Origin of the sequence: Marinomonas ushuaiensis DSM 15871, from assembly GCF_000521805.1 — a bacterium.
Classification (GTDB): Bacteria; Pseudomonadota; Gammaproteobacteria; order Pseudomonadales; family Marinomonadaceae; genus Marinomonas; species Marinomonas ushuaiensis.
Genome location: NZ_JAMB01000002.1, coordinates 258,263 through 270,357, shown reverse-complemented (window position 1 = coordinate 270,357; position 12,095 = coordinate 258,263). Strand labels below are relative to the sequence as shown.

The 12,095-nt window shown below is 40.1% G+C and carries 14 protein-coding genes; 10 read left to right on the top strand and 4 right to left on the bottom strand.

Annotated features, from left to right (window positions below; translation table 11 throughout):
• Positions 1–105 precede the first annotated feature (105 nt).
• From MUS1_RS04710 to MUS1_RS04695, 4 genes are all read left to right on the top strand, one after another.
• The gene (locus MUS1_RS04710) at positions 106–450 is read left to right on the top strand and encodes a hypothetical protein (protein WP_036159755.1); all 345 of its coding nucleotides are present in this window, start codon (positions 106–108) and stop codon (positions 448–450) included.
• A gap of 117 nt (positions 451–567) precedes the next feature.
• Positions 568–1,206: a glutathione S-transferase family protein gene (locus MUS1_RS04705; protein WP_036159682.1), complete on the top strand. Its 639-nt coding sequence runs from the start codon at positions 568–570 to the stop codon at positions 1,204–1,206.
• A 112-nt stretch (positions 1,207–1,318) separates the two neighbouring features.
• A complete protein-coding gene (locus tag MUS1_RS04700; RefSeq protein WP_036159679.1) occupies positions 1,319–1,726 on the top strand; it encodes a GFA family protein in 408 nt (135 codons plus the stop codon).
• A gap of 120 nt (positions 1,727–1,846) precedes the next feature.
• Entirely contained in the window at positions 1,847–2,305 is a 459-nt protein-coding gene (locus tag MUS1_RS04695) for a methyltransferase family protein (RefSeq protein WP_036159677.1), read from the top strand.
• Positions 2,306–2,427: 122 nt separating this feature from the next.
• On the opposite strand, the gene MUS1_RS04690 is transcribed toward MUS1_RS04695, so the two are convergent.
• Positions 2,428–3,498: a DUF3549 family protein gene (locus MUS1_RS04690; RefSeq protein WP_036159675.1), complete on the bottom strand. Its 1,071-nt coding sequence runs from the start codon at positions 3,496–3,498 to the stop codon at positions 2,428–2,430.
• Positions 3,499–3,661: 163 nt separating this feature from the next.
• On the opposite strand from MUS1_RS04690, the gene MUS1_RS04685 reads away from it, so the two are divergent.
• The 4 genes from MUS1_RS04685 (at position 3,662) to can (ending at position 6,466) form a co-directional block, all read left to right on the top strand.
• A complete protein-coding gene (locus tag MUS1_RS04685) occupies positions 3,662–4,003 on the top strand; it encodes a YqcC family protein (protein ID WP_036159673.1) in 342 nt (113 codons plus the stop codon).
• Complete coding sequence (locus tag MUS1_RS04680; protein ID WP_036159670.1) at positions 4,000–4,857, top strand: DUF1853 family protein; 858 nt, start codon at positions 4,000–4,002, stop codon at positions 4,855–4,857. Before MUS1_RS04685 ends, MUS1_RS04680 begins: the two co-directional genes overlap by 4 nt.
• A gap of 131 nt (positions 4,858–4,988) precedes the next feature.
• Entirely contained in the window at positions 4,989–5,834 is an 846-nt protein-coding gene (locus tag MUS1_RS04675; RefSeq protein WP_036159668.1) for a putative RNA methyltransferase, read from the top strand.
• Positions 5,834–6,466: a carbonate dehydratase gene (gene can, locus MUS1_RS04670; RefSeq protein ID WP_036159666.1), complete on the top strand. Its 633-nt coding sequence runs from the start codon at positions 5,834–5,836 to the stop codon at positions 6,464–6,466. Before MUS1_RS04675 ends, can begins: the two co-directional genes overlap by 1 nt.
• A 102-nt stretch (positions 6,467–6,568) precedes the next feature.
• Here the strand turns inward: can and MUS1_RS04665 are convergent, their stop codons facing one another.
• Both MUS1_RS04665 and MUS1_RS04660 read right to left on the bottom strand, forming a co-directional pair.
• Positions 6,569–7,522 (bottom strand): LysR family transcriptional regulator, encoded by a 954-nt coding sequence (locus tag MUS1_RS04665; RefSeq protein ID WP_036159664.1) that lies wholly within the window; start codon positions 7,520–7,522, stop codon positions 6,569–6,571.
• A gap of 97 nt (positions 7,523–7,619) precedes the next feature.
• Positions 7,620–8,795 (bottom strand): AGE family epimerase/isomerase, encoded by a 1,176-nt coding sequence (locus MUS1_RS04660; protein WP_036159660.1) that lies wholly within the window; start codon positions 8,793–8,795, stop codon positions 7,620–7,622.
• A 186-nt stretch (positions 8,796–8,981) separates the two neighbouring features.
• On the opposite strand from MUS1_RS04660, the gene MUS1_RS04655 reads away from it, so the two are divergent.
• Together MUS1_RS04655 and MUS1_RS04650 are read left to right on the top strand one after the other, a co-directional pair.
• Positions 8,982–10,220: an ROK family transcriptional regulator gene (locus tag MUS1_RS04655; protein WP_036159657.1), complete on the top strand. Its 1,239-nt coding sequence runs from the start codon at positions 8,982–8,984 to the stop codon at positions 10,218–10,220.
• A gap of 42 nt (positions 10,221–10,262) precedes the next feature.
• Complete coding sequence (locus MUS1_RS04650; RefSeq protein ID WP_036159655.1) at positions 10,263–11,777, top strand: TyrR/PhhR family helix-turn-helix DNA-binding protein; 1,515 nt, start codon at positions 10,263–10,265, stop codon at positions 11,775–11,777.
• A 136-nt stretch (positions 11,778–11,913) separates the two neighbouring features.
• On the opposite strand, the gene MUS1_RS16050 is transcribed toward MUS1_RS04650, so the two are convergent.
• Positions 11,914–12,075: a hypothetical protein gene (locus MUS1_RS16050; RefSeq protein WP_156924861.1), complete on the bottom strand. Its 162-nt coding sequence runs from the start codon at positions 12,073–12,075 to the stop codon at positions 11,914–11,916.
• Positions 12,076–12,095 lie beyond the last annotated feature (20 nt).

The window sequence follows — 12,095 nt, the reverse complement described above, 5'->3', positions numbered from 1 at the left end:
ATTAAACAAGGACAAAAAACAGTTGTCTTTTTGTTCACTCCGTTCACTTATCTTAGCCAACAATTTTTTACCTGTTAATTAGGCGTTATACGTATGGAGAGTTTCGTGAAAAACTTATATCTCATTTTATTATTTGTAACTTTACCTTCATTTGCTACTGAAGTCCTAGAAACGAAAAACTATAGGGTATCCATAGAATCTAGATGTATGGAGGGTGAAGTTAGTTGCTCAAACTATATCTACAAAGGAATGAGCAAGAAAAGTGGAAGCGAGATCCAATTAAAAGGTAGCAGTTGGCATACGAAATGCGCAGATGGATCTCCGTGTCGATTTTTAGGCTACCAATTTAAAAATGGAAATATCACATATTATGTTCATCAAGATGGTTTATTAGAAGTTATTCAAAATAAAAATAAAGTGTTGCTAAGTGAGCAAGGCAATTGGCTATAAATACGTATAACAAGAGTTTTCAAGTTGAAAAATCACAGCGGGCCATCGCTTCGCGATTATATCCCATTGTAAATTTCAACTTTAAACGGCGTTATAAGCAATACCAAGGAGAGACAGTTGTACCAGTTATATTATTATCCACTAAATGCCAGTATGGCACCGCATTTCGTTCTTGAGGCATTGAAAGTTGATTTTGAATTAATATTGGTTGATCGAAAAAATAATGCTCAAAAGTCTGATGAATACTTGGCGTTAAACCCTTCTGGAAGAATTCCAACTTTAATCGATGGTGAGCTAGTGGTCTTTGAAAGCCTTGCAATTTGCATTCACCTTGCGGAGTCGAATCCATCGGCAAATTTTATCCCTGATATTGGCTCTAAGAATAGGCCTAAATTTTTTCAGTGGATGATGTATTTAACGAATACAATTCAAGCTGAACTGATGGTTCATTTGTATCCAGAAAAACATACAAGTAATTCAGATGTAGTTTCCGATATTGCAAAGACACAAGAACATAGAATAACCGAGATGTTTGAAATCCTAGATAATGAATTACATAATAGAGATTTTTTAGTCGGTAACACGATTACTGTTTGCGACTTTTTCTTGTTTATGTTGGCTATATGGGCTGATGAATTCAAAAAGCCACCTTTAGCATTCGATAATCTATCGAAATATCTTTGTAATTTAGCAAAGCATGAAGCAATTATTTCTGTCTGTAAAAAAGAAAAACTGAGCTTATTAAATTACCAGTAAGTTGCTTAAACGGACAAAAAACAGTTGGCTTTTGCTCGTTCCTCGCTAATTTTAGCCAGCTATTTTATTGCCTCTTAACGAGGCGTTAGTAGAGCAGGAGTAATATCAAACTATGTACCTCGGAAAATGTTTGTGCGGTGACGTGGAAATAAAAATCAAAGGTGAGATCAGTGATATTATTCACTGCCATTGCTCTTTGTGTAGAAAAAATAGCGGTACTGCTTTTGCTACTAACGGCTTTATAAACTCTTCTGAATTTGAAATTACTTCAGGTGAAAATAATTTAAGTACGTTTTCTTTTAAACCCGGCCGGAATAGGCATTTTTGTACTAGTTGTGGTTCACCTGTTTACAGTTCAAATGAACAAGATCCTAACCGTTATCGAATAAGGTTAGGAATTTTAGATACAGATATTATTGAAAGGCCTATTTCTCATAACTTTGTTTCATCAAAAGCAAACTGGGAAGAACTAGATGTTCAGCTACCAAGATATGACTCATTTGAGCCTAGTCGTAAGTAGCTCTCTAACAAGGGTTTTCAAGTCAGACAAATTACAGTTGGTTTTTTGTTTGTGCCTTACTTATTTTAGCCAACGGCAATTTTCCGCTTTAAACGGCGTTATGCTTACAAGGATAGTCTCGTGAAACTTGAGCAAAAAATACCACCATTAATTCTTGTTGTTATCTTTGCTACATGCATGTTTTTTACTGCTAAGGCTTGTATTGATTTCACCTTATTCTATTCATTCAACTTGGTTGCATTCTTAATCTTTTTATTCATTGGGTTGCTGTTTATTTTATCCGGAGTGGTAGCCTTTAAAAAACATAAAACAACTGTGAACCCTGTTAATACTGATAATGTATCAACTCTTGTTAACTCTGGAATATATAAATACACAAGAAACCCTATGTATGTTGGTATGTTATCCGTCTTAATTGGTTACGTTATTTATTTGGCTAACCCTTTAAACGTTATTTTTATCGCTTTATTTATTTTGTACATGAATAAATATCAAATATCTCCTGAAGAAGAATTTCTTTCAAAGTTATTTGGGAGTTCTTACATCTCATACAGCCAAAAAGTTAGGCGGTGGTTATAAGCATAACAAGCCACAGCACAGTGACACGACGATAACGATTTACAAGTGAAAGCTGCGCTTTCAATGTTAGATCACGCCTCGTTCCTTGTCTGATCGATGAGGAACGAGGCGTGTAAATGGTATTAATGCAGCGATGTTGGTGTTTCAGTAAAGAGGTAACTCACGGCTTGGGCAAGCTTAGGGCTAACATGGCTGCTGCGTAATAGTGTCCAAAGCGGTTGTTTGGTTTCTGGGTGTTGGCTTAGTTCTGCGGTTATCTGTTTGAAAGCAATATAACCATCTTCTCTGTGGGCCAATTTTTCCATAATAATACGAAGTAGTTGCGGGTTTTGGCCGAGCCAGTGTGGGCATTTTGCTGCTAAGGCTGCAATGGCATGGGTATCATCGTCATGGCATTGGGTCAGGCTACCGAGTAAACCAAACAAGGGTAAGAGTAAATCGTCATTAAGATCGGATCTTGATAGGGCACGTAAGTAGCTTGCTTGTATTAATGGATCTTGTTCTGTTTGTAGCTGGTTGATCAAGGTGTTTTGCAATGTCTCTGAAATGCCTTCGTGTTCTAACGCATGGCATAGGGCGCTGACAACAGGTTTGGCAGCCTGTTTGATGGCTTTATCAATGAGAGTTTCGTACTGCGCTTCGTTTGCTCTGGCGGCCAGTTCTGCGATGCCTTGAAGTCCCAGTGTTTGCCAGCGGTCATCTTCTTCTATTACATCTGCTGATAAGTAATCAACAACCGCATGGAAATATTCGGAAGGCTCTTGGTGTAAGTCTTTTCCTAGTATGGCGTGTAGGCTTGCCATGCGTTCCTGATCTGGTTTAAACACATAAGGGCTGTCTTCCAGGGCTTCGGATAAACCGGCTTCTTCTCCTTTATGGAGAATCTTATCAACGATGCTTTTAATGAAATGATCGCGTGTGCCTAAGTTTAAGCATCCAGCTTCATCTAAAGGCAGTTTGAGAAACCAAACCACGCCTTGTTTTGCTATGTCTTCTTTTGATGCGTCTTTCGATTTTAATAGGCAAGCGAGCCATGCATTTTGACGAAATGGAAAAGGGTAGGCTTGTTGTTTTCGGTCAAATTGTATGGCTTGTTGTGGGGTGATTTTGGTGATGTTTCGACCTAGGTCGTAGTAGTTTACATCACAGCCGACCATATCAAATAAGTCAGAAAGGGATTCAATGTCACTCATGGTTAATGGTACTCATGGTTAGTCGTTACTGATGTTAAACCGTTGCTCAAGTTGCCGAGTCGTCGCGTTGTCGATAAGATAACCTGCGTACTGTTCTTGGTCTGAACAAAAATCGGTCTGAAAAAGATGCCGTATCTTACCGTTTTTCTAAGGAGAAATCAGGTTGAAAAAAGCCTTTTCTGCCCATCATACCTTGGCTGATTTATTGATGGATTTACAAGTCGCCATGCAAAATGGCGGTGTTTGGGATTGCGAAGCACCCACTCAAGAAGCGTTAAAAAGTGTCGAACCTTTTTGTATTGATACCATGGCGTTTGAACAGTGGTTGAGGTTCGTGATGATAGAGCGCTTTAAGCTTTTGCTGGCATCAGGTGGTCAATTGCCCGTTCGTTGTCATATTTCCCCAATGGCGGAAGAAGCCTTCAAGATGAAACCGAAAGCGGTGGTGAGTAATATTGTAACCTGTTTAAATCGAATTGATCAGCACCTAAGCGGCACTTTGTGATTTCAGATCGTATTCATCATCCTTTGGTAAAAGACCTCGCTTGGCTGGTGGAAGGGCATTATATCGAGCAAGATTTTGACCTAGGATTGTATTGGCTTTTTGATGTTGAAGAGCGATTGCTTTTATTGGATTCCGATCCTGCTTTACTGATAAACGCCGTCTCAGCGTGTAAATCACATTTCCTTGGTAGTTATTTCGAAACTTTATTTTCTTTTGCGATAGAGCATTTATCTTCTTTGAGTGTGGTGCTTGAGCATTTTCAAATTGAAGGCAAGGGTAAAACATTAGGTGAAGTGGATATGCTGGTGGAAACGCCAGAAGGGGAGCTTCATCAGTTTGAAATAGCGATTAAGTTTTATCTAGAAAGGCCAGATCTGTATCCCCATGATTGGATTGGCCCGAATAAAAATGACAGTTTATTGAAGAAAGTGACAAGAGCCAGAGAGCATCAATTGTCGATTTTACACACGGAAGCTGGCTTTGCCGCGATTAAGCATGTTGCGAAAAACCGAGTGCCTAAATCAACTTTATTGATTTTTGGCCGTTTGTATTTAGCATTAAAAAATCAACAGGATATAGCGTCGTGGTTGGATCAAGATGAACGTGGTGGCTGGATTAGAGAGTCCGATTTCACTTTATTGATGACGTCTTTTTCTCATTTTTATGTGTTAGATAAACCCCACTGGATGAGTTTTCCAAACCTGAATGACCAATTTATTGTATTTTCAGCTGAATCTGCAGGTCATTTAGTCAGTGATTTTCTAAAAGATGATAGACCTAAACATGTGTTTTTGTATGATATTGAATCAAAGCAATTCAATAACAGTGTGTTTGTTGTTCCTGATTCATGGTGAGTGAGTAACTATTTTTTAAAAATATGAGTATCTTCACTGTATTGGACTTTTTTATATTCTGTTTAGGGTGAATAGGTTATTCTTCCTGTCCAAGCGACAATTCTAAAATCGTATTTAATTATGGATGCCTTGTGTCAACCCTCGAAAACCTATCTTGTCCAATAGACTCTTTGTCACTTAGTCGTGATGGGCGCAGTCTAAAGTGTGAAAACGGACATACTTATGATTTAGCCAAAACTGGCTACGTGAATCTTTTACCCGTACAAAATAAACGTTCTAAAGACCCTGGAGATAGCAAATCCATGGTCGCTGCTCGTCAGGCGTTTTTAAATCAACACTTCTATTATCCTATCGTTGAGGCCATTTTATCTTCTTGGCCGAAGGAGAGTTTAATTAATGGTGTAAGAGTATTAGATGCAGGTTGTGGTGAAGGTTATTACCTTAATGAAATAAGTAAAGTGTTACAGGATCGACATGTCGAGACGGAACTGACAGGCTTAGATATTTCAAAATGGGCAATAACAGCCGCCAGTAAACGAGATAAAAATATCAGTTGGTTGGTGGGAAGTAATGCAAGTTTACCAACACCGGATCAACGTTTCGATGTCATTTTATGTTTGTTTGGCTTTCCTATTTTTCATGAATTTTCTAGAGTGCTTACAGACTCTGGTTTGCTTCTTCTTGTCGAGTCAGGCCCAGATCATTTGATTGAACTGCGGAAAATTTTGTATCCACAAATTCATGATTATAAGCAAACCCACAGCGATGGAGTGGCAGATTTCGAGATGGTTTCTGAGGAAACGAAAACCTTCCATTTTACATTGAATTCCCAAGCAGAAATCCAAAATTTATTAAGTATGACGCCTCATATACATAAAGCCTCTTACGATGGCAAAGAGGAAGTGAAGCAGCTTGAATCCATTAGACTGACAGCGGACATTAAACTTCGCTGGTACCAAAAGAAAGGAAATACATAGTGTCTAATCATTTAAAAGAGCTTTTTAACAAGAACAGAGAATGGGCGTCGAAAGTAACAGCAGACGATCCTGAATTTTTTTCGACATTGTCAGAACAACAAAACCCTGAATATCTTTGGATTGGTTGCGCAGACAGCCGCGTTCCAGCAAACCAAATTATAGACTTGTTACCAGGTGAAGTGTTTGTTCATCGTAATATTGCAAATGTTGTGGTTCATACTGATTTGAATTGCTTGTCAGTCATTCAGTTCGCCGTAGATGTGTTAAAAGTGAAGCACATCATGGTAGTAGGGCATTATGGCTGTGGCGGTATTAAGGCGGCAATGGGTACAGAAGAACATGGCATGATTGATAACTGGTTAGGCCATATTAAAGATGTTTATCGCTTACACAGAAAAGAAATTGATTCGATAGAAGATGAGCATGCTCGCTTTGATCGTATGTGTGAATTAAACGTTGTTGAGCAGGTAGCAAACGTTTGTCAAACCAGTATTGTTAAAAAAGCATGGAGCCAAGGTCAGGAACTGCATGTTCATGGCTGGTGTTATAGCTTAGGAAACGGTCACATCAAAGATTTAGAAGTTACCGTGTCTAATGCGGAAGAGTCGACAGAAAGATTGAACAATATGTAGAAAGGCTTTAGCCATTAAAGCATTTCCACAAAATGGTATTTTAAAAAACGAACCTAGGTTCGTTTTTTTGTTTTTGAATGATTCGTACTCTTTGCAATTGGATTACAGGTTGTTGTTTTTAGCGATGGTTCTCGCGCAACCTGCAATGGTAGAGCGTAGCCAAATATGGCCTGGATCATGTTGCAGTAGAGGGCTCCACAGCATTTTTAACTCTACTGGCGGTATGTCGAATGGCGGAGGTAATACCACAACATTGTCATTGTCTTTCATGAGGCGTGTCGCCAAAGATGGCAAAGTCGCGATTAATCCCAACTGCTCTGTTGCTCGCATGGCAACATTATAGTTACGAGTAAATAAGCGAATGTTACGTTTGAACCCCAAATCAGACAAAGAGGCATCAACCCAACCTAGCTTTTGTACTTCCTCTGGCTGAATACCAACACCAACACCAAAGCCTGTTTTACTTACCCAAACATGTGGTGACGCCAGATAGGTTTCTAAGTTGAAGTTTTTGGCAATATCCGAGTTAGCTGGAACAAGGCATGAAAAGTGATCAACCCAAACAGATTTTTGATGAAAAGATTGCGGTAGTATATCAAAGCGGTTAATAACCAGGTCAACTTTGCCTTTTTCTACATCGTGAAAGCTAACATCACTTGGGTTCATAACGTCTAAAATGACGTTTGGCGCTTCGGCCTGCAGTTTTTCCATCAAAGGTGGAATGAGTGTCGCTTCAGCGTAGTCACTTGCCATAATCCGAAATACACGAGAGCTAGATTCGGCTTCGAAGCTTTGTCCCAGGTGTAAAACTTCATCAACTGCCTGAAGAATACTTTGTACTCGTGGCTGGAGTTGAATAGCAAGCGCGGTAGGCATCATGCCATCGCTGGTTCTTACTAATAGAGGGTCGTGAAATAAATCTCGTAAACGTCGTAAGCCATTACTCATTGCTGGCTGTGTAATACCGAGTTGATTGGCGGCGTGAGTGACATTTTGCTCCCGGAGTAAGGAGTCTAAATACCGAAGTAAATTGAGATCTATTTTGTCTAACTGCATAAAGTAAGAAGCCCGTGTCCACTAGCGTAGGGGCTGCATCATACTGCATTTTATCTGCGAATAGAATGACAACCCCTAATTCTGTAATGGGTTGACGTTATTTAGAGAGCAAGCTTATCACCTCATAACAGGCACCCATGGTGTGATAGTCTGTTTTGCCAGCAGGACTTTTGTTGTCATCAAATGCTTTGTTGTCTTGAGTAAGAATACGGAACCAAGCACCATATTGATGATCTACCATGTGTGACCAGCTGTATTGCCAAAGGGCATCATATTTATCCCAATAATGTTCTTCTTGAGTCATGACCGCTAATAACGCTGCAGCAGCAAAAGATTCGGCTTGAACCCAGAAGTATTTATCGCCGTCACAGACTTCACCTTTCGTGTCATAACCATAACAAAGACCACCATTTTCCTTGTCCCAAGATTTATCCCATGCTTGATCAAAGAGTTGTTTCGCTGTTGGAATCAGCCAATCAAGCGGTGATCTTTGCTGTATTAGTAGCAACAATTTGGCCCATTCAGTTTGATGGCCTGGTTGGAAGCCCCAAGGGCGAAATAAATGTTTAGGGTCCTGTTTATTGTAATCCCAATCTACTTGCCAGTTTTCAGAGTAATGTTCCCAGATCTCGCCATTCGCGAGTTCTGCTTGGCGAAGGCAAATATGTTCAGCCAGTAAGGTTGCGCGCTCTAAGTAATAACTTTCTTGTGTTGCATCATAAGCAGCAAGAAGTGCTTCACAAGTGTGCATGTTGGCATTTTGGCCTCGATAAGAAGACACCTGCTGCCAGTCTCCAGATATCTCATCCTTGTAGAGACCAGATTCAGCATCCCAGAAATGTTGTTCCATCAAATCAAACGTTTCTTTGATCCAAGGTTTGGCCTCTTCTACTCCCGCTTTGTAAGCTGTAGCGTAAACGAGTAGTACAAAAGCAAGGCCGTAGCAGTGGTTGGTTTCATCAAGGTTTTGATCTTTGTTAAGTAGCCAAACATAGCCGCCATTGTCTCGACGGTGACGTGTTCGCAAGTATTTCAAGCCATGTCGAGTTGCTTCTAAATAAGCAGGGTTTCCTTCGGCTTCATAGGCTTTGGCGTAATTGAAAACAAAACGAGTGCTGCTTACCAGATGTCGAGTGTCCTTATCGTAAATGTCGCCGTTGTCTTTAAAGAATTGAAAGTAACCACCATCCGGATCGATACAATGCGGATGATAAAAATTCATCGTAGTTTGAATGTGTTTTTTTAGAAACTCAGGGGATTGAAACGCAGGCATGTTTTGTCCTTCATTATTGGCTTTGCTTTCTTAGTTGTTGCGGAAAGTTAAGAGCAGAAAGCCTTGTTGTTTTTATTGATACTTTTTTGATCGTCATTTCATGATAATGAGGTTATAGTTTTAAATCAATTAGATTTATTAAATCCAAGTGGTTAGTTTACAGACTTCAAAATAGAGTAAGGTTATATGAAATCATCAGGCAGCACCTCTGAGCAAAGTCGTATCTACAATGAGCGTATTATTCTTCACCTGGTGAGACAGCATCCTGAAATTTCTCGAGTTAGCATTGCTGAGTTCACAGGCTTAAGCGCCCAAACGATTTCAGTCATTACTTCTTCATTACTGGAACGGCAACTTCTTTGTGTTACGGGGAAGGTGAAAGGCCGTCGTGGACAGCCTTCTATCAAGTTAAGCATCAATAAAAAAGGGGCTTATGGATTAGGCATTAATGTCGATCGTGATCATATTAGTGCGGCGCTGTTGGATTTCAGTGGTGCTTGTGTTTTGTTATTAGAGCGCTCTGTTTCTTTTCCTTCTGAAGCGTTAGCAAAAAACATTGCTCAAGACTTAATTGAAGAAGTAAAAAACACATTGGGAGATGATTGGGATAAGGTTCAAGGTATTGGCTTTGCTAAGCCGGATTATATGGATTCTTGGCTTGATACATTGGTGACTGACTCAAATCAAAGAGCCGATCTAACCGCTTTGAAAGCAGCGTTGGCGTATTGGCAGTCGGATGCGTTTGAAGCCTGGTTAGCTGACTTTACGGGTACTCATTGTTATTGTCAAAACGACGCGGTTGCTGCAGCAACCAGTGAATTGTTATTGGGGGATTCTCCTCAACGTGACTTTTTTTATCTTTTTGTTAGTACCGCCTGTGGTGGTAGTTTTGTTGCAAATGGCGAATGTTATTCTGGTGGGCATGGTAAGGCAGGCAGCTTTGGTTTGATTCCTTCCGCCACAGGTAAACACGGAAAATGGATTTTGGAGGCGCTGTCGCTTTCTTCTTTACGACGTTTCTTTGCTGCAAACCAGACGGATTTACCCGCATCAGAAGAAGCATGGTTAGGCGATGAATACGCAAAATTAATCTCCACATGGGCAAGGGAAGTTGCGGCAGAAGTAAAATATGCATTGGCGTCTGTAATCGCCTTGTATGATCCTGAAGCAATTTTGATTGGCGGACGTCTACCTGAAGCGGTATTAAAAGAGCTTATCCAACATATTGAATTGACCTTAAAATCCCACAGTATGTTGCCTGTTCCTATGATTCGTATTGCTCAAACCAGTTATACTGCAGGGGTTTTAGGGGCGGCTGTCTTACCACTTTATGAAACCTTTGCACCGCAACAGAATTTATTATTGTTGAGTTCAAAAGAGAGAAGTTCAAAAGAAAAAGGGTCTAAAGGAAAAAGCTCGAAATAAAACAGCATTTCCAATGATTGGCGTTAATAACTTGAGAAAAACATGAGATTAGAAATACAGTGCGAAGATCGAGTCGGCATGATCCGTGAGATCCTTGATTTGTTTATTCCACATCAAATCGATATGCGGCTAGTGGAAATGGATTCGAAACGGCGTTGTATTTATTGTGGTTTTCCTGATATTCCTTTTTCTCAGTTACAGCGTTTATTGGCTGAGATCCGTCGTTTAGAAAGTGTAGAAGACGTTAAGACTGTTATGTTTACGCCATTTGAACGTGAACATAACGCGCTTTATACCTTGTTAGAAACCTTACCAGATGGTGTTATTTCAGTCGATTTGAAAGGCAATATCACCATGGTTACAGAACTTGCAGCAGAAGATTTAAATACTTCTGTCGCAGATCTACTGCACAAACCTTTGTCGTCGATTATTAAAGGCATTAGCTTTTCTAAGGAAACATGGGGCAATCCTCAGGAAAGCATTAGTAAACGTATTAGAGTTCGTAACAAAGCCTTGTTACTTGAAATGAAGCCCATTTTTGTCTGTGATGATGATGGTATTGAAAACCCTGCGGGCACGGTCATTTATTTAAAATCTGAATTACGTCTTGATAGGCAAGCGGCAAGTTTAAAGCAAGCGCCGAATGCTGAAAAACATTTAGAAACCTACTTTCAACCAAGTGTTATTCAAAGCGCCGCTATGGCGCGGACCTTAACCGCAGCCAACGCTTTTGTCGAAGCGACGATGCCCTTATTTATTCAAGGCGAAGTTGGCACTGGCAAGCGTGATTTCATCGAAGCTTTGTTTCAATATTGGCATAAACGACAAGCGGACAGAGACGCTCAACTTGTGATTCGTCATGCTAAAGACTTAACTCAAGCAGACATTATTGCATTGGATAAAGCATCTGGTTGGTTTGTGATAGAGGACATTGAATGTTTAGACGATTCGGTACAATTGGATTTGGCTAATTGGCTTAGTCTTCAGTCAAGTTCTGTTTCTAGCGTTAACCCATCAGTGCGTTTAGTTAGCATTTCTTCATTAGATGCGAAAACCTTATCCAGTGGAGAGGAGGGATCTGATAGTCCAAGGTTATATAAAGGGCTTTATTTTTCTTTGGCGACTCTCGTCTTATCCATGCCGCCATTACGAGAAAGAAAAGAAGACATTGAAGGGTTGGTCCAGCAAATTGTTTTAGCACAATCTGAACGTTATCGACTACCCGTGCCTTCTATTTCAAAAGGCGCACTTGTTAAATTGGCTTTGCATGCGTGGCCGGGAAACTTGAAAGAGTTACAAAATTACTGTCTACAAACCCTGTTGGTAGTGAAAGAAAAAGAATGGCAAGCAGATGACATACATTTGATAGAGTGTGATAGTTCAGCAAGCCTTGAGCTGATTAATGGTTCTTTGGATAAAACGGTAAAGCAGTGGGAGGCAAAATTGCTCATGCAGTTGTATCCACGGTTTCCGAGTACAAGGCGTTTGGCAAAAGCGGTCGGAATGAGCCACAGCGCGATAGCGAATAAACTCAAAGAATATGGTATTAGCGCTTAACAGGGAAATGTACTGAAAGTAAAAGGGGAACCGTGAGCTAGAATCGAAAATGCCAAATTGAAACAAGAGTTCAATCTGGCAAATAGAGAAAAGTAACCTTATTAATTAGGTGTCACGTCTACTAAATGAAAGCGAATTAGTAAGGGCGTTTTTGACGAGGCGCAAGGCGACGTTTTTGTTCGCGCTCAATTTTAATAGGCTGCAGCTTTGTTTTAGGCTGATTAACAAGTTTCTGAGTATTGGTTACCAAGAAAGCAATAACCGCACAAGCAGCTACGAACAGTAAAAATTCAAACATGGCGTTTCTCCAAACTAATT

Excerpts from the sequence above, each read along its gene's own strand:
- MUS1_RS04700 (WP_036159679.1), top strand. The coding sequence starts at position 1,319 with ATGTACCTCGGAAAATGTTTGTGCGGTGACGTGGAAATAAAAATCAAA.
- MUS1_RS04690 (WP_036159675.1), bottom strand. The coding sequence starts at position 3,498 with ATGAGTGACATTGAATCCCTTTCTGACTTATTTGATATGGTCGGCTGT.
- MUS1_RS04665 (WP_036159664.1), bottom strand. The coding sequence starts at position 7,522 with ATGCAGTTAGACAAAATAGATCTCAATTTACTTCGGTATTTAGACTCC.
- MUS1_RS04660 (WP_036159660.1), bottom strand. The coding sequence starts at position 8,795 with ATGCCTGCGTTTCAATCCCCTGAGTTTCTAAAAAAACACATTCAAACT.
- MUS1_RS04655 (WP_036159657.1), top strand. The coding sequence starts at position 8,982 with ATGAAATCATCAGGCAGCACCTCTGAGCAAAGTCGTATCTACAATGAG.
- MUS1_RS04650 (WP_036159655.1), top strand. The coding sequence starts at position 10,263 with ATGAGATTAGAAATACAGTGCGAAGATCGAGTCGGCATGATCCGTGAG.
- MUS1_RS16050 (WP_156924861.1), bottom strand. The coding sequence starts at position 12,075 with ATGTTTGAATTTTTACTGTTCGTAGCTGCTTGTGCGGTTATTGCTTTC.